This window comes from Candidatus Avelusimicrobium sp. (genome assembly GCF_051874775.1).
GTDB lineage: Bacteria > Elusimicrobiota > Elusimicrobia > Elusimicrobiales > Elusimicrobiaceae > Avelusimicrobium.
Window position 1 is genome coordinate 1 of record NZ_JBJEGE010000029.1, and the last position, 21,501, is coordinate 21,501.

19 protein-coding genes and 1 rRNA gene are annotated in these 21,501 nt (G+C 47.7%); 15 read left to right on the forward strand and 5 right to left on the reverse strand.

All coding sequences use genetic code 11. The annotated features are described in order from the left end of the window. A 16S ribosomal RNA gene (locus ACI351_RS06305) occupies positions 1 to 1,066 on the reverse strand; the annotation flags it as partial. 1,365 nt (positions 1,067 to 2,431) lie between these two features. Between ACI351_RS06305 and ACI351_RS06310 the strand changes: the two genes are divergently transcribed. Next, on the forward strand, positions 2,432 to 3,439 hold the full coding sequence (locus ACI351_RS06310) for a phytoene/squalene synthase family protein (protein WP_439734404.1): 1,008 nt from the start codon (positions 2,432 to 2,434) through the stop codon (positions 3,437 to 3,439). Here ACI351_RS06310 and ACI351_RS06315 read toward each other — a convergent pair. Beyond that, positions 3,436 to 3,960 (reverse strand): pilin, encoded by a 525-nt coding sequence (locus ACI351_RS06315; protein ID WP_439734405.1) that lies wholly within the window; start codon positions 3,958 to 3,960, stop codon positions 3,436 to 3,438. The genes ACI351_RS06310 and ACI351_RS06315 overlap by 4 nt on opposite strands. A 250-nt stretch (positions 3,961 to 4,210) precedes the next feature. Here ACI351_RS06315 and ACI351_RS06320 point away from each other — a divergent pair, with 250 nt between their 5' ends. After that, the gene (locus ACI351_RS06320; protein ID WP_439734406.1) at positions 4,211 to 5,605 is read left to right on the forward strand and encodes an alanine/glycine:cation symporter family protein; all 1,395 of its coding nucleotides are present in this window, start codon (positions 4,211 to 4,213) and stop codon (positions 5,603 to 5,605) included. A 349-nt stretch (positions 5,606 to 5,954) separates the two neighbouring features. Here the strand turns inward: ACI351_RS06320 and ACI351_RS06325 are convergent, their stop codons facing one another. Next, entirely contained in the window at positions 5,955 to 6,338 is a 384-nt protein-coding gene (locus ACI351_RS06325) for a MazG family protein (protein WP_439734407.1), read from the reverse strand. A gap of 36 nt (positions 6,339 to 6,374) precedes the next feature. Between ACI351_RS06325 and ACI351_RS06330 the strand changes: the two genes are divergently transcribed. From ACI351_RS06330 to ybeY, 5 genes are all read left to right on the forward strand, one after another. Continuing rightward, a complete protein-coding gene (locus ACI351_RS06330; protein ID WP_439734408.1) occupies positions 6,375 to 7,691 on the forward strand; it encodes a hypothetical protein in 1,317 nt (438 codons plus the stop codon). Between the two features lie 73 nt (positions 7,692 to 7,764). Beyond that, entirely contained in the window at positions 7,765 to 8,394 is a 630-nt protein-coding gene (gene thyX, locus ACI351_RS06335) for an FAD-dependent thymidylate synthase (RefSeq protein WP_439734503.1), read from the forward strand. 18 nt (positions 8,395 to 8,412) lie between these two features. After that, positions 8,413 to 9,621, forward strand: a complete 1,209-nt coding sequence (locus tag ACI351_RS06340; protein ID WP_439734409.1) for a glucose-1-phosphate adenylyltransferase — start codon at positions 8,413 to 8,415, stop codon at positions 9,619 to 9,621. 105 nt (positions 9,622 to 9,726) lie between these two features. Next, positions 9,727 to 10,671, forward strand: coding sequence for a PhoH family protein (locus ACI351_RS06345; protein WP_439734410.1), 945 nt, complete (start codon positions 9,727 to 9,729; stop codon positions 10,669 to 10,671). Next, the gene (ybeY, locus tag ACI351_RS06350) at positions 10,668 to 11,111 is read left to right on the forward strand and encodes an rRNA maturation RNase YbeY (RefSeq protein WP_439734411.1); all 444 of its coding nucleotides are present in this window, start codon (positions 10,668 to 10,670) and stop codon (positions 11,109 to 11,111) included. The genes ACI351_RS06345 and ybeY overlap by 4 nt, the downstream gene beginning before the upstream one ends. An 82-nt stretch (positions 11,112 to 11,193) precedes the next feature. Here the strand turns inward: ybeY and ACI351_RS06355 are convergent, their stop codons facing one another. Further along, entirely contained in the window at positions 11,194 to 11,991 is a 798-nt protein-coding gene (locus tag ACI351_RS06355; RefSeq protein WP_439734412.1) for a metallophosphoesterase, read from the reverse strand. 65 nt (positions 11,992 to 12,056) lie between these two features. Between ACI351_RS06355 and ACI351_RS06360 the strand changes: the two genes are divergently transcribed. From ACI351_RS06360 to mnmA, 4 genes are all read left to right on the forward strand, one after another. Continuing rightward, entirely contained in the window at positions 12,057 to 14,048 is a 1,992-nt protein-coding gene (locus ACI351_RS06360) for an FAD-binding oxidoreductase (protein ID WP_439734413.1), read from the forward strand. Beyond that, complete coding sequence (locus ACI351_RS06365; protein WP_439734414.1) at positions 14,041 to 15,330, forward strand: 4Fe-4S dicluster domain-containing protein; 1,290 nt, start codon at positions 14,041 to 14,043, stop codon at positions 15,328 to 15,330. The genes ACI351_RS06360 and ACI351_RS06365 overlap by 8 nt, the downstream gene beginning before the upstream one ends. A 5-nt stretch (positions 15,331 to 15,335) precedes the next feature. Next, positions 15,336 to 16,523, forward strand: a complete 1,188-nt coding sequence (locus ACI351_RS06370; protein ID WP_439734415.1) for an HD domain-containing phosphohydrolase — start codon at positions 15,336 to 15,338, stop codon at positions 16,521 to 16,523. A 116-nt stretch (positions 16,524 to 16,639) separates the two neighbouring features. Further along, complete coding sequence (gene mnmA / locus ACI351_RS06375; protein ID WP_439734416.1) at positions 16,640 to 17,722, forward strand: tRNA 2-thiouridine(34) synthase MnmA; 1,083 nt, start codon at positions 16,640 to 16,642, stop codon at positions 17,720 to 17,722. A 60-nt stretch (positions 17,723 to 17,782) separates the two neighbouring features. Here mnmA and dnaJ read toward each other — a convergent pair whose 3' ends face one another. Then, the gene (gene dnaJ / locus ACI351_RS06380) at positions 17,783 to 18,898 is read right to left on the reverse strand and encodes a molecular chaperone DnaJ (RefSeq protein WP_439734417.1); all 1,116 of its coding nucleotides are present in this window, start codon (positions 18,896 to 18,898) and stop codon (positions 17,783 to 17,785) included. 182 nt (positions 18,899 to 19,080) lie between these two features. On the opposite strand from dnaJ, the gene rplU reads away from it, so the two are divergent. From rplU to obgE, 4 genes are all read left to right on the forward strand, one after another. Further along, positions 19,081 to 19,389: a 50S ribosomal protein L21 gene (gene rplU / locus ACI351_RS06385; RefSeq protein ID WP_439734418.1), complete on the forward strand. Its 309-nt coding sequence runs from the start codon at positions 19,081 to 19,083 to the stop codon at positions 19,387 to 19,389. A 15-nt stretch (positions 19,390 to 19,404) separates the two neighbouring features. Next, positions 19,405 to 19,791, forward strand: coding sequence for a 50S ribosomal protein L27 (gene rpmA, locus ACI351_RS06390; RefSeq protein ID WP_439734419.1), 387 nt, complete (start codon positions 19,405 to 19,407; stop codon positions 19,789 to 19,791). Between the two features lie 105 nt (positions 19,792 to 19,896). Next, entirely contained in the window at positions 19,897 to 20,052 is a 156-nt protein-coding gene (locus ACI351_RS06395; protein ID WP_439734420.1) for a hypothetical protein, read from the forward strand. 36 nt (positions 20,053 to 20,088) lie between these two features. Beyond that, positions 20,089 to 21,465: a GTPase ObgE gene (gene obgE, locus ACI351_RS06400; RefSeq protein WP_439734421.1), complete on the forward strand. Its 1,377-nt coding sequence runs from the start codon at positions 20,089 to 20,091 to the stop codon at positions 21,463 to 21,465. Positions 21,466 to 21,501: the final 36 nt, after the last annotated feature.

The window sequence follows — 21,501 nt, forward strand, 5'->3', positions numbered from 1 at the left end:
CACGACACGAGCTGACGACAACCATGCAGCACCTCGGCTGGCTCCCTTGCGGGTCGCACCTACTTTCATAAGTGCTACCACCAGTCGTTCGAGCCCAGGTAAGGTTTTTCGCGTAGCGTCGAATTAAACCACATACTCCACCTCTTGTGCGGGTCCCCGTCAATTCCTTTGAGTTTTAACCTTGCGGCCGTACTCCCCAGGCGGATAACTTAATGCGTTAGCGTCGGCACGGAAGGGGTCGATACCTCCCACACCTAGTTATCATCGTTTACGGCTAGGACTACCGGGGTATCTAATCCCGTTTGCTCCCCTAGCTTTCGCACTTGAGCGTCAGTAAAGGCCCAGAGATCCGCCTTCGCCACCGGTGTTCCTCCTAATATCTACGCATTTCACTGCTACACTAGGAATTCCGATCTCCTCTGCCTCACTCAAGAACGCCAGTTTCCGTTGCAGTTTCTGGGTTGAGCCCAGAGATTACACAACAGACTTAACATTCCGCCTACGCGCGCTTTACGCCTAGTAATTCCGAGTAACGCTTGCCACCTACGTCTTACCGCGGCTGCTGGCACGTAGTTAGCCGTGGCTTATTCGCAGGGTACCGTCATTTTTTTCTTCCCCTGCAAAAGGAGTTTACAATCCGAGAACCTTCATCCTCCACGCATCGTTGCTGGATCAGGCTTTCGCCCATTGTCCAAAATTCCCCACTGCTGCCTCCCGTAGGAGTAGGGCCCGTGTCTCAGTGCCCTTGTGGCCGGTCGCCCTTTCAGGCCGGCTATCCGTCGTCGCCTTGGTAGTCCGTTACACTGCCAACTAGCTGATAGAATATAAGACCGTCTCCAAGCGATAAATCTTTGATATCTAAGTGATGCCACCTAAATATGTTATGGGGTATTAGCAATCCTTTCGGACTGTTATTCCCCACTCAGAGGTAGGTTTCTTATACATTACTCACCCGTCTGCCACTAAACTTTAATCTGTATTGCTACAGATCAAAGTCCCGTTCGACTTGCATGTGTTATGCACGATGCCAGCGTTAACTCTGAGCCAGGATCAAACTCTCCATTAGAATTATTTACCTTTAAACCGCAAGCGGTTCAAAGGCAACTAATCGCTAACATCGAGCTGTTGACTTTTGACTCTACTTGTTTTGAATTAACTTGGTGTCATAATATAGTATATGACTTACTGTAATGAGCCTTGAACTGTTAAACCTTACGGTTTTTCCGGTTCAAATCGCCCATTCGCACATTGCTGTCAAATTTTCAGAGAACAAATTTCCTCTTCGCTCTTTTCCTTTCAAAAAAGCGATCGGAAACTTTTTAACTTCTTCACAGCCTCATTGCTGTAAAGATATTATAACAAATTTACTTCGCTTTTGTCAAGCCTTTTATTAAAGACTTAAACTTCAACTACTCGGCTTGTCAATTCTTACTACTCTTATATTTAAGCATATTTTTTTCAGTTTGTCAAGCGATTTTTAAAAATCATCCAAACTGCTGTGCCTGCTTACCGGCCACGTTTATATTAAAACACTTTTACTGCTAAAATGTCAAGTCTTTTTTGTACTTCTTGATTATTCAAGGAAGTCATAGCCGCTATGGACTGAAGGGATAAGACTGACGCTTATTATGATTTTATAAGTTGTTGTAAAACTAACTTGATCAGCTGGGCTCAGTCCATCGTCTGCCTTTTCTAATATAAGGTGATGTTTCGCTGCCGAAAAGTTTTCTGTTTACAAACGGTTTATAAAAAATCGTTTTAAAGAAGTTTTGTTATTTTTTTACAAAGATCAATTTCCGACTACTTTTATAGTCTAACAAAAAAACACAGAAATGTCAAGCCCCTTTTTTCTATTTTTTCAAAAACTGAAAAAGGGTTCTTGAAAACTTCCGTGGAAACAAAGCCTTTTTTGTTTCCTTATATACTTACTATAACTAATTGGAAAGGAAATGTCAAGCGTTTTTATTTTTCTTAATTCCCGCAAGAGAAATCTTTCCTGTTTTTAAGTATATATAAAGGATACTAAAAAAATATATTTAAATCAACTTCCTTCGAAACCCCTCCAGCTTCATTGCCAATGCTAACTCGCTGCCGCTGTTAAAAAAGAAGGCCCACGCTAAAAAGCGCAAACCTTCTTTATTTTGTTGTACCCGTTTTGTTTTTTCAGCCCCGCATAAAGGACAGGGCTTGAAATCTATGATTAAAAAAGAAACCCCCGCTTCTAAAATAAGCGGGGGTTAAAAATAAAATCTAAAACAACAACCTTACAACCTCCCGCGCAAAACAAATCCTTCCTTTAGCCAATTAAAGGCAAAGGAGTTATGTGCAGAATAATTATAAGATTTAACAATCATCATATTTTTATTATGCTTTTTTATTTAGAAAATGTCAACATCCGCACGTAAACGGAAAATTTGCTATTCTTATATATATGGATACGGAAACACTACTTAAACATAATTCCCGTAGTCTGTACCTCAGCGCGCAAGCCTTGCCGCGTAAAATGCGGCCAGCGTTTTCGGTTGCCTATTTGCTATGCCGCTATGCGGACACTATAGCCGACACACACCTCTTACCTGCAAAACGCCGTTTATATTGGATAGAACAGTTTCCCCAATTAATCCAAACACAGGACGCACAGCAGATCACCCAACTGGCAAAGGAGATTTCCGGCGGGAGCGAAAACCCGTACGAAGAAATACTGATTAAGAACCTTACTCCGTGTCTGACCCTGTTCAATCAAATTTCCTCTCCTCAACAGACCATTATTATGGAGGTGCTTCAAGCTGTATGCGAAGGAATGCGTATAGACTTAAACACCTTTCCCACAGGACAGAATATTTCTCCTGTTTCGCTGAAGACGGATCAAGAGCTGCGACATTACTGCCGTTTAATGGGAGGGAGACCGGGACTGTTTTGGAGCAAATTAATTTATCACACACAGCGCGTATCAATGCCGGAGGAAGAATTTTACAATTTGGGCAAGCATATTGGAGATGCGTTACAAATTGTCAACATTCTGCGGGATTTGCCTAAGGATTTACAACTAGGGAGATGCTATTTCCCGCAGACAGATTTACAAGCGGCCGGACTGTCCCCGGAGGATCTGCTCAATCCGGTCAATTCCACACGATTTGAGCCGATTAAAAACAAGTGGATTTTTTGGGGACTCTCCCGTCTGCAAAGTGCAAAACCGTATTTTCGCGAGCTCTCGCGTCTGCACGGCGGACAGCGCGCAGCAGTAGCGTGGCCCGTATTGTGGACGGCTGATACCTTATATGAGGTATATCAGGAAAAGAATTTGCTAAATCTGCAAAAGCGCGTGAAAATTTCCCGCAATATCATCTACTCCACAATACTGCTCACGCCGATTATTCTGCTTAGCAATACAGCTTTTTGCGTATGGTTAAACCGCAAAATGCACCGATTCTCACGTTAATTCAGCCGGTAATAAATATAACTGGAGTTTTCGTCCGCACTTACACCACCTAGCGAGAGGCATAATCTTTTACCTTTTTCCAGTTTCATTGACTTATCTACCCCGCACAATAACTTCCCAGCCAAAGAATTGCTTCGTTCAAAAAAAGACATCGCAAATGCAGACAAGCGGGAATCTTGCACATATACCCGTCCTGCGCCGCCAATACCTACGGAAATTGACAACCGCCCGTATTTTCCAAATTGGTACATAAAATGACAGTTTTCCTCGGCCTCTCCTTGGGAAACAAGAAGGGAATTCCCTGCCGGAATACCAATATCCAATGCGGAGGCGTCGCACGTATACGTTCCGTTAGCCATATAATAAACGTCCTCCGCCTGACGGATGGCGCGCACGATATCCAACATCACAGAAAAACGGTTTTTATCCACAGCCTTTGTATACTGCGGCAGCGCCACTGCCGACAAAAGCCCGATAATAAAAACCACAACTAATAATTCAATTAACGTAAAACCTTTCATTTATTATCCCCCATCAAAAAGTCATCCTGAGAGGTTTCTGCTCAGAATCTACCGATTTTGATAAAGGAAATCATAAACGGGAGATCCCGTACAGAAACACTACGGGATGACCCTATGTTATCAAAAAAAAAAAACGAGTCAACTAGAACACCCAAACAAAAAACATTTCCCTTAAGCAAAAAAAAGCTATACTATAGAATGTGTTTTTAAAACACGCCCGTTTTTGTTGTACCCGATTCAAGGAGTTCTTATGACAGAAACGCTTACCCAAGCGATTAGTCTGATAAATGACCGTTTATTGGGCTATATATTAATGGCCGCACTCGTATCGGCGGGGATATATTTTACCATCGCCACGCGCTTTGTACAATTTGTACGCCCGAAAGAAATGTTCCGCTTAATGACCGGCGGAAATAAAAAGAAAGGGCATATTTCTTCGTTCCAAGCGTTTTCCATTAGTACGGCCTCCCGCGTCGGCACAGGAAACATCGCCGGCGTGGCCATTGCCATTACCACCGGTGGGCCGGGAGCGGTGTTTTGGATGTGGCTGATTGCCGTTATTGGCTCCGCCTCCGCTTTCGTTGAAAGTACGCTCGCACAAGTATATAAGGTAAAAGCTGGCGCACACTTTCGCGGCGGACCAGCGTATTATATGCAGACTGCGCTCAACGCGCGCAAACTGGCGTTATCTTTTTCCGTCATTATTACGCTGACGTTTGCCTTTGTGTTTAACTCCGTACAAGCCAACACGATTGCCGCTTCGCTGCAAAGCACATTCGGCTGTGCTCCGCTGTGGACGGGCATCGCTGTATCTGTTTTAACCGCGGTTATTATTTTTGGCGGACTGCGCCGTGTAGCCAAGTTTTCCTCCGTCATCGTTCCGGCCTTTGCTTTGGCATATATTGTCATTACCATAGCCGTCATTTTACTCAATTTGGAAAAACTGCCGGATGTGTTCCGTCTGATTTTTTCCGATGCATTCAGTCTGCGCAACGCCGCGGGAGGAGCATTGGGGGCTACAATTATGACGGGGGCACGCAGAGGCTTATTTTCCAATGAAGCCGGTATGGGCAGCGCGCCGAATGCCGCGGCCACGGCCAATATTTCCCACCCCGTCAAACAAGGATATGTACAAGCCTTCAGCGTATTCGTTGACACGCTTCTCATCTGCAGTTGCACAGCATTTATTGTATTACTGACGGATTACCAGCACTTAGCAGGAGAAGGCATCGCATTAACCCAACACGCCTTAACGCAAGAACTGGGCGGTGTGGGGAACTATTTTCTCTCTGCCAGCGTGCTCTTGTTTGCATTTACCTCTATTATCGGCAACTATTATTATGGACAGGCCAATGTAGAATTTTTAACCCGCAGCCGGACGACAATGGTTTTATTCCGTGCGGGCGTAAGCGTAATGGTCTTTTTAGGTGCGGTGCTGCAGCTGAAACTGGTATGGAACGCGGCCGATCTTTTTATGACAGTAATGGCCTTAATGAACCTGTACGCCATCTTCCGTCTGCGCCGTCAGGCGTTAGACGTACTGGCCGACTACCGCCGCCAAAAAGCGCAAGGCAAAGACCCCGTATTTAATCCAGCCAACGTTCCGTCCGTACAACATACAGAAGCGTGGCACATCTACCAATAATCATAAAAACTCCGGAAAAATTCCGGAGTTTTTGTACTTGTTAAAAGATTATATCGTCCGCTATGCGGATCATACAAAATAAACCCCCGCGTATGATTTCGGGGGTTTAGCTCATTAGTGTCATTACTATGTTCCTCTTTCCTAAGGGGGCTCCGCGTCCGGATCTTAGCGCAATCGGAAAGTACACTGTACTTTCAACAACTGCAATCAAGGACTGTCGGGCTGGCCCTAAGTACTCTGTACAAGTACTATAAGCATTTTCGGTTTATTTTCAAGACCTATTTTTAGGGATAGGTCCTAAAAGCAAAAACGATCCGTGCCGATTATCCCCGCGTTTAGTCCGGCCGTTCTATTTCTTTTCGCGCTCTTTTTTCTTCATTTCGCGCCACACAGCAAGAGCTTCCTCAGGCGACTCGGCTTTAGCGTGTTCACCGAATACGTGCGGGTGGCGGCGGTGGAGTTTATCGTACAATCCTTGAATAACATCATCAATGGTAAATTTTCCTTCTTCGGCGGCAATCTGGCTGTGAATCAACACCTGCAAAAGAACATCACCCAGTTCTTCTTTCATATTTTCGTCATCTTTATGATTAATGGCATCAATCAGTTCCTGTGCCTCATTCTGCAAGCATTTGATTAAACTTTCGTGCGTTTGTTTTTTATCCCACGGGCAACCGTTTGGACCACGCAATATGGCAAAAGTTTCCACTAAATCGGCGAATGTATTTTTCATTGTTCCCCCTAGGAAAAAATGGTATACATTTATTATATGAAAATAAATACGGCTTTTCTCCTTTTCGCTTCACTTTTAACGCCGGCTTGCTGCGCCGCACAGCTGACCGTCGTCCGCGTGGACGGCCCCAAAGTGTACATTGACACGTCCGCCTTAAACCGCAACGTAGACAAAGGCGAAACCTTTAAAATTATCCTTTCGTCCGAAAGACTGATTAATCCTAAAACAGGCAAAGACTTAGGCCCCGTTTATACCTATTCTCCCGAAGGGAAAATTACAGAAGTCCAGCCGATGTACGCAGTCGGTGAACTACCCACCGGCGCAAAAGTCGCCGTCGGGCAGGAAGCGGTGCTGCAGCCGCTTGAGTCACCAAGCATTTTTTCCGCAAAAAACGCGGATGAAACAACCTTTAAAAGTACATCCGCTAAAAGTACATCCGCGCGTAAAACCGTTGTTTATGAACCGGTCGACCAAGAAATCGTCAGCCTCAGCACGGCGTCCGTCAGTACACCGGACACGGACAATATCGTCACGCTTTCCCGTAAGGGACAGATTACCGTTTGGCTCCCTTCGGAAAAACAGTTAACGCCAAGTCTTTCTTTTCAGCTGCCTGCCGGAAAAACGCCGCTGAGCATATCGGCCTATCCGGCACGCGGGCAAAACACGGCCGAAATTTTTGTTACCGTGTACGATCCTTCCCGCGAAAAGATTTCTACCATCGTGCTGAGCTCCCAAAACGGCGCGCTCAAACCAATTAAAACGCTGCCGTATTTTGTAAAAGAGCTGGGCTGCGCAGCAGATAAAACACTGTGGGCACAAAAGCCGTTTACTGCGGGCACCCGCTCTGCGGGGGCACGCCGTCTAACGTATGAAAACGGAGAATTTTCCCTTTCCAAAAATACACTCAACACCGGCCGAAACTGGCTGACGGGCATAAACGTAACGGAGAGCGGTCTTGTTTCCACGGCACAAAACGGCGTAATTCGCGCAGAACTTGCGAACGGAAAAAAAGCGGAGAGTAAGTCTTTGTTCGCTTCGGCTCCAAATCGTGTAAAATATAAGCAAGAGATTTTAAAGTTCTATCCTTCTGTACAAGTATTCGGACCGTCCGGCCGGCATATCTATGTGGCCGCGGAAAACACCGCCAAACACGGGCTGCTGTCGGATACGTTCGGCCAATACCAAAGCGGGAAAATACATTTTATGACGGTTGAAAAAGGCCGTCTGAACATTCAGGACTCGGTGGAATTAGACGGATTCGTTTATGATACGGCTTGTTCCGCACGTGCCGTATTGGCCGCTGCCGTGTTGCCGGACGGAACAAGCTCCGTCGTAGAAATTTTTAAAGAATAGGAGAACCAACGTGCAAGAAACTAATGAAAAAATCAACGTGCTGGACAAAGGCTTCGTCCGTCTGGTAGATTTTATGGGAGGAGACCAGCGCGCCGTACAATCGGCCCGCGTTTCTTTCGGTGCAGTATCCAAAGGCGAAGAACTGGATAAACGCTTGATTAAATACTTAATGCAGCACGCGCACCATACGCCGTTTGAACATTGTTATTTTCAGTTTCACATTTGCTGCCCGATTTTTGTAGCCCGCCAATGGATGCGCCACCGCTGGGGTTCTTACAACGAAGTAAGCGCCCGCTATACCGAAGTAAAAGACGAATTTTACATTCCGGACGCTTTCCGCGGACAAGACACTAAAAACAAGCAAGGCTCCGTGCCGGACAGTGCACTTGACAATGCGGCTCTGCGCAAAATTTATGAGGACAGCGTAGAAGCCTCGTACGCCGCTTACCATAAACTGATTGAAGCCGGCGTGGCACGCGAAATGGCCCGCGGCGTACTGCCCGTCTGCCAATATACCCAATTTTACTGGAGCGTAAACGCCCGCAGTTTGTTTAATTTTCTGTGCCTGCGTATGGATCAACACGCGCAAAAAGAAATCCGCGTCTATGCGGACGAAATCGCCAAGATTGTGGCGGAAAAAATGCCGTGGTCGTGGGAAGCGTTTGAAGCGCTGAACAAACAGCTGCCGTTGGGTTCCGAATAAAATAATAAGGGGGCTCTTATGAAAATACTCGGTATGATTATGGCCGGAGGAAAAGGGGAACGGCTTTATCCATTGACAAAGGACCGCTCCAAACCTTCCGTGCCGTTTGGCGGCAAGTACAGAATCGTGGATTTTGTGCTTTCCAACTTTGTCAATTCAGGTATTTTTTCTTCGTATGTGCTAGTGCAGTACTTATCTCAGAGTTTAATTGAATACCTGCGTACGACGTGGCGATCGGAGGGTATTGTATCGGATCATTTTTTAACCTGCGTACCGCCGCAAATGCGTTTAGGTGAAATTTGGTACCGCGGCACGGCCGATTCCGTCCGCCAGAACATCAACTTAGTAAAAGATTTCGCTCCCGATTTGGTGGCTATTTTCGGGGCGGACCACATTTACCGTATGGACGTGCGGCAAATGGTGGCCTTTCATTTAAAAAACAAAGCCGATGTTACCGTAGCCGCCAATACTGTGTCCATTGAACAAGCCACCGCTTTCGGCGTACTGGGAACGGATGAAACGGGACGTATCATTCAGTTTGACGAAAAACCCGCCAACCCGCGCCCTATTCCGAACAATCCTAAAGCGGCGTATGCGTCTATGGGCAATTATATTTTTAATACAGACGTGCTGCTGCAAGTATTGCAAAAACGCTTCTGCGATGTGCCCGCCCTCGATTTTGGCAAACATATTCTGCCCAAAATTCTAGCGGACCACCGTACATTTGCATACGATTTCCAAAGCCAAACGCTCCCCGGTGCAAAAGCGTACGAAGAGCAAGGCTACTGGCGCGACGTGGGAACGATTGAGTCGTTCTGGCAAACCAATATGGACCTTTTAGGTCCCAAGCCCAAGCTCGACTTGAACAATCCCGCTTGGCCGATCAACACCACGCTTAACCGTGTACCCGCCAGCAAGTTTTTGGGCGGATCGGTGACCAACTCGATAGTGGGAGATGGGTGTATTATCCACTCGAAAGCCAAAATCAAAAACTGCGTCATCAGCGACAGCGTGATTATCGGAGAAGGCGCGGAACTGGAAGGCTGCGTAATTATGGACAACTGCGAAATTAAAGCGGGCGCGAAACTAAAAAAAGTAATTATGGACCGCTTTAACACCATCGCCGCCAAACAAACGATCGGCCACAATATGGAAGCCGATTCGCAAAAGTATTATATAGATCCATCAGGGATTGTTGTTATTCCGCGCGGAAAAAATAAATTCTAAGCTAAGCTCTTTTTAAAAACTCCCCGCAGTAAAACGGGGAGTTTTTTATTCTTCAAAAAAGAAAAGGGATAAAGTAGAATATAAAGATAAAAGCAGGAACAAACTATGATTAAAACCCTTCGGCTAAAAAATCAGGATGAAATTTTAATCGCGCTCGGCATACAGGACCGCAAACTCCGGGCACTTGAAAAAAATTTTAAAGTGACTGTTTTCGTCAAATACGATTCGGACGGAAGCGGTGCGGAAATGTCTGTTAAAGGCACCAACTCCCGCGTAGATAAAGCACTCGCTAAATTACAGCAGGATTTAGCAATGAACGACACAACAAAACAGCTTAATCTTGTAAAAGATTCGCGTCCGTTTGCAGACAATATCGTATTCCGCCCCGCACACACCCGCCCCGTGGAAGCCCGCAGCGAAAATCAAAAAAAATACATTGAAGCCATATTTTCGCACGATCTTGTCATCTCGTCCGGTCCCGCAGGAACGGGTAAAACATTCTTAGCCTGCGCGTGTGCACTGCGCGCGCTGGAATTAGAAATGACAGAACGCATTATCGTTACGCGGCCAATTGTGGAAGCGGGGGAAAAACTCGGCTTTCTGCCGGGGAACATCGAAGAAAAAGTGGACCCGTACCTGCGCCCGATTTATGATGCATTTTATGCAATGCTGGGTATAGAAAAATTTAATTCCCTGAAATACAACAACATTTTGGAGATTGTTCCGTTGGCGTATATGCGCGGACGCACACTGGAAAAAGCATTTATTATTTTAGACGAAGCGCAAAACACACTGCCTGCGCAAATGCGTATGTTTTTAACACGTATGGGCATCGGTTCCAAAATGATTGTAAACGGGGATTTATCCCAAATTGATTTACCAAATAAAAAAGAAAGCGGACTTTTGCAAGCGGCCGAAGTGTTAGGAAAATTAAAAAACGTTGCGTTTGTAGAATTTTCCGGCGCGGACGTAGTGCGTCATCCGCTGGTGCGGGAAATTGTTTCTGCCTACGACAAGTACGATAAAAAACACGATAAGGAGATAAAATGATTTCGCACATTTTTTACCATACGGATGTTCCCAAACACCTGCGGCGTACGGGACTGTTCAAAGCGGCGCTGGAAAAAGGCCTAAAAAGTTTTGCCAAAAAAAATATTGAGGTCAATGTGATTTTCGTGGACGAAAACGAAATCCTGCGAGTGAATAAAGAGTTTCTAAACCACCATTACGTAACAGACGTAATTTCATTTAATCACGAACGTCCGCCGTTTGACACGGGTGAACCGTGGGCGTTTGGAGATATTTTTGTTTGCTACCAAGTGGCGCGCAAAAATGCGCAATCGTTCGGCCACACGTTTTTGCAGGAAATGATGATGTACGTTACACACGGTGCACTGCATCTGTCGGGAATGGACGACTACAAGCCGGAAGACCGCGCAGAAATGGACCGACAGGCGGAAAATATTATTTCACACGTGCTGAAAAAATAATTTGGAAAATAATTTTAGCTTGATAAGACGCACGGAGTAAAACTTTCCGTTTTATTCCGTTAGTGTATACCCTAACTTAACATCAGCCGTTTATCTGTTCTTTCACATCCACAATCTCCGGCCGCCCGTCTTCGTGAATGACCAAGTACTGCAATTTTCTGTGCAGTCCCACATCCACCGGAATAATGTTGGCCGTCCGATCCAGAATAATCCGTTCCACTTGCGTATGCCCCACCACTTGCAGTACAGGACTCTTGGGATACGAAGCCACCAAATCTTCCAAATCCTCCCAAAAAATTCCGCCGAAACGGTCCGGTCCTTTACGGCTGACGCTGATGTTAAAAATAGGATGTTTAAAAAATTGGTGTTTGATGGATTCCTTAAAAATCAAATTAATCAGCACCGCTATATTTCCGGCAGACGGATCCCCTAACTGCATTTGGAAAATTTTATACAACTTACGCGTTACGCCCGCGTGCGTAAACAAATATCCTTTATAGGCACACGCGGCGCGCAGTTCGCCGTTCAAAACCTGCCGGACCAGTTTATCGCGCACTAACTTGGCCTCTTCCGTGTTAAAACCGGAAATTACAAAATTGCTGAGTAACAGCTCCAATTCGTGGTTACCCACCAGACGAATCACGTCCCCGCTAGAAAGAGAGGCTTGTTTTTGGATTTTGTCCAGCAAATCGTCCACTTTACGCGAAAAAGGCCCACGGTCAAAAATATCGCCCATCTGAATCAAGCGGTCGTGCTTACCACACCAATCTAACCGTTCGTCCAACAGTCCCGCATCACGCAGGATTTTGACAAACGGTTCGAACTGGCCGTGTACATCCCCCACCACTATCACTCTTTTACCGCGGATTTTCTCGCTCATAGAGTTTTACTCTATACAAAATAATATAATATAGTATACAAAAACTTGCGCCCCGCGCACGATTTATGAAGATACCGCAAAACGCTTTACACCAACTGCGCTCTCTTTTAGGGAAAGAAAACGTCCTTACGGACGAAGTATCTTTACTGCTTCACGCCTACGATTGTTCCCTCTCCCGCACCCGTCCGGATCTCTTGCTTAATCTTCAGTGCGAAGCACACGTCGCGCCTGTTTTACAAATTTTGTACACCCATAAAATCCCGTTTGTACCACGGGCAGCAGCCACCAACCACGCGGGTTCCTGCGCCGCGCTAAACGGCGGGGCGGTTATTAATTTAGCGGGACTTAACCGCATTTTACAAATCAATACCCGCGAACAAATGGCGTGGGTACAAGCGGGCGTCATCACGGCGGACTTGCAAAACGAGCTAAACAAACTCGGTTTTTTCTACGCGCCGGACCCCGCTAGCGAACGCGTCTGTACGCTAGGCGGAAATCTGGCCCAGAATGCCAGCGGTGCGCGCTGTATGAAATACGGCGGCACACCCGACCACGTACTGGAAGCAGAAGCGGTACTTCCCAACGGAACAAAAATTCATCTGGCACGAAACGGCAGCGGACCAGATTTCATTGGTCTTTTGGCTGGAAGCGAAGGTACTCTTGGTATTATTACGCGGATGAAAGTAAAAATTCTGCCTCTTGCTAAGCATATTAAAACTTTTTTAGCGACGTTTCCTTCTCTTGCCGACAGCGTTCAAACGGTTACGGATTTAACAGCCCGCGGCATTATTCCGCGCTGTGTGGAAGCGATGGACCAAACCACGCTGCAAACAGTAGAAGATTTTTCGCACGCGGGATATCCCGCCGATGCACAGGCCCTGCTGATTTTGGAATTAGACGGTACTCCTTTACAAATCGCGCGGGAAGCCAAAGAACTGGAAGAAGTCTGCCGCCGTAATCACGTACAACGCTTTCAGCCCGCCCAAACACAGGCGCAGCGCCAAAAATTATGGCTCGGCCGGCGCGCCGCTTACGCGGCGATTGCACGCTTGGCCCCTAACGTAATGGTGGGTGACGGTACCGTTCCACGCTCCAACCTGCCGCTTGCGCTTGAAAAAGTATACCGTATTCTGCAAGAGCGCGGCGTGCACGCCAGCCTGCTCTTTCACGCGGGAGACGGGAATTTTCACCCGCATTTTATTTTTGACGAACGCAACAAACCCGACGTTTTGCGCGTGAAAAAAGCGCTTCAGGAAGTACTTCGCGCCTGCGTGGACTGCGGCGGTACCATTTCGGGCGAGCACGGCATAGGCGTGGAAAAGCGCGCCGAAATGGCTTATCAATACGACCGCCCGACGCTTGATTTATTCGCCCGCATTAAACGCGCGGCAGACCCGCTCAATCTAGCGAACCCGCTGAAAATTCTTCCCGTAGGCTACGCCGAAAAAGCCCGCCCGCAAATCGCGCCGGACAAAACCGCAGCGGAACTGGCCGAAGCCGTACGCACACGCCGCCAAACCCACACACCCGTCATAGTTACCGGAAATAATACGCGCTTAAAAACACACGTACGGGAACAGCTCTCTACCCGCGCTTTGGATAAAATCTTAGATATCGATTTAACCAATTACACCGTTACGGTGCAGGCAGGCGTAACGCTAAAAAAACTGTGGAGCGAACTGAAAAAACATCATGTTTACTGCGCCCTGCCGGAAGAAACGGGTACTGCCGGAGGCGCATTTTCCTGCGGGGCATATCCCGATTTTTACGCGCACGTCTTGGGGATAGAAGCGGTAACCCCCGACGGAAACTTCGTGCGTTACGGCGGAAAATTTATGAAAAATTCCGCCGGATATCATGTCACGCGTCTGTTTGCGGGCGCGCGGGGCACGTTGGGAATCATCACGCAACTAACGTTCAAAATTTTTGCCAAGCCCGTTGCGCCCGCCGCCAAAAAATCCGCAGAGGCCGAACCAAACGCACTGTGGCGCGCGCTTAAAAACGAACTGGACCCCGACGGTCTTTTCCCCGCTATACCGGAGAATAAAAATGACTGAATTTTATTTTTCCAACCCGCATAAACTGCTCCGCGCGCTGCACACGGAACTGGGCGAACGCGCCGTGTACGATTCCGTTGCCCATTGTACCCGCTGCGGCTGCTGCCAACAGGCGTGCCCGTCCCTTTTGATTAAAAAACAGGAAACATTCTCCCCGCGCGGAAGAAACCAAATGATACGTCTTTTAATGGAAGGCAAATTAAATACGCGCGCGCACCGATTGTTGTTGGAAGAAGTCATCAATTCCTGTACGTTATGCGGAAGATGCATCCAAGCGTGCGCCGGAAAAATCCCTACTGCTGAGCACGTATTGGAACTCAGGCGCCGCTTAAACCTGCGCGCCCTGCCGGCGCTACTTTACCGCTTGCTTACGCTACGCACCGTCGCCCCCGTTTGGTTTTCCCGCCTTGTACGGGCAGGGCTTTTAGCACGGAGGGCAGGGATTGTCAAACTTTTACGCTTAACGGGCATTACACGGATGAAAGGATTATCGTGGATTAACCGCGCAGATGACCTGCTTCCCGCCCAAACGCCGGAACTTAAAAAATATCTGCTCAACCAAAAACTCAGTTTAGAGTCCCACAACCCCACGCTAGTTTATTTGCCTTCTATGGAAGCGGAGTTTTTGATGCCCCATATTGCGGCAGACGTTCTAAAACTATCCGCCAAAAAATACCGTATGCAAATTTGGCCCAACCAATCTTCGGGGCTGTTTGAATACATATACGGAGATTTACGTAAGAGCCGTCTGGCCGTGCGGCGCTTAATCCGCCGCCACGAACAAACAGGCCGCTTGCCGCTACTGACCGACAGTGCGGACGTATTTATCTTTTTACACCGTTCCGCACAATTATTTTCCGGCAACAAACGCTGGGAAGAAAAAGCCCGCCGCTTTTCTCAGCGCATTTTATTTGTTACGGACATAATGCCCAAAAAGCCGTTCTCCTCCGCCGCAAAAACACCCGTGCGGCTGGACTATTCCGCTTTATTCTGCCGCGAAGGCGAACCGTTTGAAAGTGCACATAAAATTTTAAAAACACTTTTTAAGAAAAATTTTGTAGAGTGTTTGTATACGGACGCGGATACGCCCGCGTTCGGTTACGGATTCGTACGGAGAAATCTGGCGCAGGAAATGGCTTTGCAAACCGTTCGGTCCATCGCCCAAACACAGGCCGCAACTGTGTTTACGTTGTCAGGGCTGTCCGCATTGGAGTTAAATTACTGGCTTAAACGTTTTTATCCATACGCCAAGGCGGACCACGTCATACGCTCACACGGATAAACATTATGCAGACTTTTAGACCGGACAATGGAAATCTTTCCGCGGAAGAAAAGTTGAATTTACTGGTGGAATTCGGCGCTCGTATGTCAGGCGAACTCCGCTTGAACAAACTGCTTGATATTATCGCCCAGCAAATTACCAAACTGCTTAACGTAGGGCGGTGCACTATTTATTTAAAAGACGTGGAAAAAAATGAGTTATGGTCCAAAATTGCGCAAGGCCACGGCTTGGAACATACCGAAATCCGCGTACCGCTTAACGGTTCTGGCATTATCTCTATTGTTGCGCGCACGGGCGAAACAGTCAACTTGCCCAATGCCTATGAAGATCCCCGCTTCTCAATGGACGTGGATATGGTAACTGATTTCCGCACCCATTCGATGTTGGCGTGCCCTTTAAAAAATAATTCCGGCAAAGTCCTCGGCGTGTTTCAAGTGGCCAATAAATCCGACGGCACTCCGTTTGACAAAAACGATGAAGGAATTTTAATGTTGCTTGCCACCTTGGCAGGCAGCGCAATAGAAATCGCCAAATTATATCAGGATGTTCACGTCGCTCAGCTGGAAACCATTTACCGTCTAGCTGTTACCGCCGAATACCGCGACCAGCAAGATACCCGCGCACACTTAAAAAATATCAGCATCATTTCCTACCTGCTTGCGCTTGCGCTCGGAATGAGCAAAAAAGATGCGGAACTTATCAAAAACGCAAGCCCCTTGCATGACATCGGTAAAGTAGCGCTGGCCGACAACATTTTGTTAAAACCCGGGAAACTTACACCCGAAGAATTTGAAATTATGAAATCGCACACCGTATATGGCGGACGGATTTTGGAAGGCGCTCACTCCAAGGTACTTAAAATCGCGCATAAAATGAGTTTGTATCACCACGAAAAATGGAACGGTTCAGGCTATCCCAAAGGACTTAAAGAAGAAGAAATCCCGATAGAAGCCCGCATCGTAACAGTAGCCGATGTATTCGATGCCCTGTGCGTGTTCCGCGTATACAAAAAAGCGTGGCCGACAGATGAAGCGTACGAATATATTCTGCGTGAATCGGGCCAATCGTTTGATCCGCGCGTCGTTGCCGCGTTCAAAAAAATCTATCCATCCGTACGCAAATTGTACGCCCATATTTCGGTCAACCAACAGAAAAGCCAAACAGTCCCGTCAACAGAAAACAAGCGCTCTTAAAAATTCCCTAAACTGACGCAGGGGATTTAACAGATAGCGTCCCTGCTCCGGAAAATACTACAATAATAAAGTCCTTTTGGCTTTCAACCTTAAGTACAATTTTATCTCACGAGGTTATGATGGAAAAAGAGACTGTATTAGTGGGCCTGAGCGGCGGAGTGGACTCCGCGGCATCAGCCGTGATGTTAAAAGAACAAGGATACCGCGTCATCGGCGCGACGATGCAAATATGGGATCCTTCCTTACCCGTTCCCAAAGGGGAATACCAAAAAAACGCGTGTTTATCGCCGGAAAAAGAGGATTTGGAGGAGGTTCGCCGCATTGCGGAAAAAATCGGCATTGAATACATTGTCGTGGACTGCCGGCAGGAATACCGCCAAACGGTGCTGGATAACTTCCGCCTGGAATACGCCTGCGGCCGAACTCCTAATCCGTGCGTACTGTGCAACAGTTTGATTAAATTCGGCGTACTGCCGTCTGCCGCCAAAGCGCAGGGCGTTGCGTTTGACAAATTCGCTACCGGACACTATGCGCGCGTGGCGTTTGATAAAATTTCCGGCAAATACCTGCTAAAGAAAGCGGCGGACTTGTCACGCGATCAAAGCTATTTTTTACACCGCTTAAAACAACCCCAACTGGCGAGCGTACTTTTCCCGTTGGGCGAAAAAACAAAGCCGGAAATCCGCGAAATCGCCCGCAAAGCGGGGCTGGCCGTCGCCGATAAAGAGGACAGCCAAGATTTTTACTGCGGCGATTACAATGACCTGCTTAACTTCCCCAATAAAGAAGGCGACATCGTTACCAAAGACGGCAAAAAAGTAGCACGCCACCACGGAATATGGGGATATACCATCGGCAAACGCAAAGGCCTTGGCATCAGTGGGTTTGCCACTCCTATGTACGTAGTGGGGATCGACGCGCAAAAGAATCAAGTCATCATCGGACCAAAAGCCGATTTGTATTCGGACCGTTTGGAAGCAGACAATATCAGTTGGGTGGCGGGCGAACCGCCGGCGCAGACGTTTGACTGCGAAATCAAGATCCGCAACTTGCACCACCCCGCCAAAGCACGCGTGACGGTGCGGGACGACGGTTCCTTGGAAGCCAAATTTGAGGAACCGCAAATGTCTATTACCGCAGGACAATCCGCTGTATTGTATCAAGGCGATGTGGTGCTCGGCGGCGGAATGATACGGTAAGTTTTATGAAAAAAACGGGACGGGAAAAATTTCCCGTCCCGTCCTTTGTTCTGCACTTGCTTACGAAAACAATTCTTTAAAGAAACTCTTTTTGCCGCCCGTCTCCTTGGCCAGTTCTTCCAAAAGTTCCTTTTGGCGGGCTGTTGTTTTTTTGGGAACCTCAATTTTTACATTGACAAGCAAATCCCCAAAGCCTTTTTTGCCCAACCGCGGCATCCCGTTGCCCTGCATTTTAAGCACCGAACCGAACTGCGTGCCTTTCGGGATATTAAGTTCCACCTCTTTGCCCTCAATGGTAGGCACTTTAATGCTGCCGCCGAGTACCGCCTGCGGATATGTAATTTGTGCATCCAAAGCCAAATCGTCTCCTTCTCGGCGAAAAATTTGATGTTCTTTTACGCGCACTTCTACATACAGATCGCCGAATCCGCCGCCGTTTTGGCCGATGTCGCCTCCGTTGGAAACGCGCAGCGTAATCCCCGTGCGTACGCCGGAGGGAATTTTGACAGTAATTTTTTCTTTTACGCGTTTGGTACCACTCCCGCGGCAGGCCGAACACGGGGTTTCCACTACAGTGCCTTTGCCGCCACAGTCGGGGCAAACTTGGCGCATACTGAAAAAGCCCTGCGAATAGGTGACCGTTCCCGTTCCGCGGCAGGAGTTACACGTTTTACGCTTACTGCCGGCCGCCGCTCCGGAACCGTCACATTCGGAACAGTTATCCAAACGAGTATATTCCACGGGAACTTCTTTACCGGAAAACGCTTCTTCAAGCGTAAGGGTGACGTCCAGTTTCAAATCTTCGCCGCGGGTGGCGCGGGGTGCGCCGCCCCGTCCGGCGCGGCCGAAACCGCCGCCGAAAATATCGCCGAATACAGAACCAAAAATATCGTTAATGTCGCCAAAGCCTCCGGCGTTAAATCCGCCGAAACCGCCCGCGCCGTTTACGCCTTCGTGGCCGTACTGGTCGTACATCTGTTTTTTCTGCGGGTCCGACAGCACGGAAAACGCTTCGTTGATTTTTTTAAATTGTTCTTCGGCATTTTTATCCCCCGGGCAGCGGTCAGGGTGGTACTTCATTGCTTTTCGGCGGAACGCGGATTTGATTTCCGCTTCGGTGGAGGTGCGTTCCACACCGAGAATTTGATAATAATCTTCTTTCATAGTAGTAGGCATAATCCTAAATCCGTAATTATTTTTTATATTTTATTAAATTTTGACCCGCTCTTGCACAAACGTCGCACCTCACATACAATTATGCTATAATATATGTACAAATATAAGGGAGAGTAACTCTCCGCGTCGGGCCGGTAACGGCTGGACAGGAGTGTTTTCTCTTTATTTGGTATAATAAGATTATGTACGCAATCATTGAAACTGGTGGAAAACAGTACTGGGTAAAACCCGGTCAAGATCTGCAGGTTGAAAAACTGGAAGCGCAAGCCGGTGACACCGTAGAACTGAAAGTTCTCTGGGCGGCTGACGAAGAAGGTACCTCGGCAGATACCAAGGCCAATACGGCCAAGGTCACCGCTCAAGTGGTAAAACATTTGAGAGGTCCCAAAATCCGCGTCTTTAAGAAAAGACCGAAAAAAGGTTACGAAAGAACCATCGGCCACAGACAGGATTTAACGCAAATTAAAATCACGGATATCCAGTTCGCATAATTGGGAGACTAAACTATGGCACATACAAAAGCTCAAGGTTCTTCCTCTAACGGAAGAGACAGCCACGGCCAGCGTTTAGGTATTAAACGCTATGGCTCCCAGTTTGTAAACGCTGGGGAAATCATCGTCCGCCAACGCGGTACCAAATTCTTGCCCGGTACCAACGTAACGAGAAGCAGCGATGACAGCCTTTTTGCCCGCGTGGCGGGTATCGTCACCTTTGAATGGGTGAGAAGAGGCAAACAACAGATTTCCGTGTACCCCAAAGTTGCGGAAACCAAAGAAGCCAAAGAGCCGGCCAAAAAAGCCGCGGTAAAAACCGCCGCTAAAAAGCCCGCCGCCAAAGAAACAGCAGCGAAAAAAGCTCCCGCCAAAGCCAAAAAAGCTGACGCGGCCAAATAAAAGCTTCACAGTTTAAAAAGCGGCAGGGTTTATTCCTGCCGCTTTTTTTGTAATAACCCTTTTTTGCGGTGGGCCAAACATACAGGCGCCGCTTATAATTAAGCGATGAAGAAAGACAAATTGCACGTTTCGCAGGATGAATGGACGTATACCTGCACCAAAACTTCCGCCCGCGCCAAAGTAAAACGCGCGCGGACGAAGGCAAAACGCAGTTTGTCCAAAATACTGCTGGTGCAAGAAATGCAGGCCGACGAAATTTAAACGGCGCGTTCCAGCCGTAAACAAGTAGAGGACATTATGCAATCGGGAAGTTTTTTAGACCGCGTTAAAATTTATGTAACTGCCGGAAAAGGCGGAGACGGCTGTTTATCCTTCCGCCGAGAAAAATTTATCGAATTCGGAGGCCCCAACGGCGGCTGCGGCGGCCGCGGCGGCGACGTTATTCTGCAAGCTGAACCCAATTTAACCACGCTTTTGGAACTGGCGTATAATCCGCATATCGAAGCCCAAAACGGCGAAAAAGGCGGCACATACAACAAAACAGGCCGAGCGGGCGAAGACAAAATCATCCGCGTGCCGTGCGGAACCATTGTCAAGCAGGACGGACGCGTTATCGCCGATTTAACCCAAGCCGGCCAGCAGTTTACCGTCGCGCGCGGCGGTATGGGCGGACGCGGAAACCAATCATTTAAAACGCGCAATAATACCGCACCGCATATTGCCGAAAACGGCCAGCCAGGGGAAGAAGTCACGCTTATTTTAGAACTCAAAGTACTGGCGGACTTGGGATTGGTCGGTTTCCCTAACGCGGGTAAAAGCACATTTTTAAGCCGTATTTCGGCGGCACGGCCGCGTATTGCGGATTATCCGTTTACCACACTGAATCCCAACTTAGGGATTACACTTCACAAAGGAATCAGCTTCGCCACGGCGGACATTCCCGGAATTATTGAGGGCGCCAGCGAAGGCAAAGGACTCGGACACCAATTTTTAAAACACATTGAACGCACGCGCGTGCTTTTACATTTGGTGGACCCAAGCGGGTTTGACGGGATGAGTGCAGAAAAATCCGTCAAAGTGATTGAAGAAGAATTAAAAGCCTTCGATAAAAAACTTTTTGAAAAACCGCGTATTATTGCGGTAAACAAAATGGACTTGCCGGAAGCCCAAAAGGCGTACGAAACCATCAAAAAGAAATTTAAAAAGCACAAAGTAATGCTGATGTCCGCCGCTACGGGCGAAGGAGTCAATAAAGTGCTCGACGAAGTGGTAAAAATCCTGGCCGCTACGCCGGTGGAACAGCCTGTTATAGAAGAAAAAACGTCCGCCACGCACAAAGTGGAACCGATTTTCTCCATTGTTCGCGATGAGAACGATATCATCCACATCACGGGGAAAAAAGTGGTAGAGTTTATCGCGATGACGAATTTCAACCAACCCGAAGCCGTAACGCGTCTGCGCGGAATCTTCAAAAAAATTGGTTTGGAAAAAGCCCTTTTGAAATACGGCGTCGAGGACGGCGATACGCTGATTGTAGGCGGACGCGAATTTGAATGGAACGGCGATTTTGATGAAGAGGCTCCCACCTCGCCCGAACACGCCGGCTACAAACGGCGTGAAACGAAAGCCGAACGTCTGGCCAAACGCAAAGCACGCCGCGAAGGCAAAAAATAACTGCGAGCTCTCGGGTATCTGAGGAATTGTCTTGAG

Bases quoted from the DNA above. Each gene is read 5' to 3' on its own strand.
- ACI351_RS06355 (WP_439734412.1), bottom strand. From the start codon at position 11,991: ATGAGCGAGAAAATCCGCGGTAAAAGAGTGATAGTGGTGGGGGATGTA.
- mnmA (WP_439734416.1), top strand. From the start codon at position 16,640: ATGATGGAAAAAGAGACTGTATTAGTGGGCCTGAGCGGCGGAGTGGAC.
- ybeY (WP_439734411.1), top strand. From the start codon at position 10,668: ATGATTTCGCACATTTTTTACCATACGGATGTTCCCAAACACCTGCGG.
- rplU (WP_439734418.1), top strand. From the start codon at position 19,081: ATGTACGCAATCATTGAAACTGGTGGAAAACAGTACTGGGTAAAACCC.
- thyX (WP_439734503.1), top strand. From the start codon at position 7,765: ATGGGAGGAGACCAGCGCGCCGTACAATCGGCCCGCGTTTCTTTCGGT.
- ACI351_RS06340 (WP_439734409.1), top strand. From the start codon at position 8,413: ATGAAAATACTCGGTATGATTATGGCCGGAGGAAAAGGGGAACGGCTT.
- ACI351_RS06395 (WP_439734420.1), top strand. From the start codon at position 19,897: ATGAAGAAAGACAAATTGCACGTTTCGCAGGATGAATGGACGTATACC.
- ACI351_RS06365 (WP_439734414.1), top strand. From the start codon at position 14,041: ATGACTGAATTTTATTTTTCCAACCCGCATAAACTGCTCCGCGCGCTG.
- ACI351_RS06345 (WP_439734410.1), top strand. From the start codon at position 9,727: ATGATTAAAACCCTTCGGCTAAAAAATCAGGATGAAATTTTAATCGCG.
- obgE (WP_439734421.1), top strand. From the start codon at position 20,089: ATGCAATCGGGAAGTTTTTTAGACCGCGTTAAAATTTATGTAACTGCC.
- dnaJ (WP_439734417.1), bottom strand. From the start codon at position 18,898: ATGCCTACTACTATGAAAGAAGATTATTATCAAATTCTCGGTGTGGAA.
- ACI351_RS06315 (WP_439734405.1), bottom strand. From the start codon at position 3,960: ATGAAAGGTTTTACGTTAATTGAATTATTAGTTGTGGTTTTTATTATC.
- rpmA (WP_439734419.1), top strand. From the start codon at position 19,405: ATGGCACATACAAAAGCTCAAGGTTCTTCCTCTAACGGAAGAGACAGC.
- ACI351_RS06320 (WP_439734406.1), top strand. From the start codon at position 4,211: ATGACAGAAACGCTTACCCAAGCGATTAGTCTGATAAATGACCGTTTA.
- ACI351_RS06325 (WP_439734407.1), bottom strand. From the start codon at position 6,338: ATGAAAAATACATTCGCCGATTTAGTGGAAACTTTTGCCATATTGCGT.
- ACI351_RS06360 (WP_439734413.1), top strand. From the start codon at position 12,057: ATGAAGATACCGCAAAACGCTTTACACCAACTGCGCTCTCTTTTAGGG.
- ACI351_RS06370 (WP_439734415.1), top strand. From the start codon at position 15,336: ATGCAGACTTTTAGACCGGACAATGGAAATCTTTCCGCGGAAGAAAAG.
- ACI351_RS06330 (WP_439734408.1), top strand. From the start codon at position 6,375: ATGAAAATAAATACGGCTTTTCTCCTTTTCGCTTCACTTTTAACGCCG.
- ACI351_RS06310 (WP_439734404.1), top strand. From the start codon at position 2,432: ATGGATACGGAAACACTACTTAAACATAATTCCCGTAGTCTGTACCTC.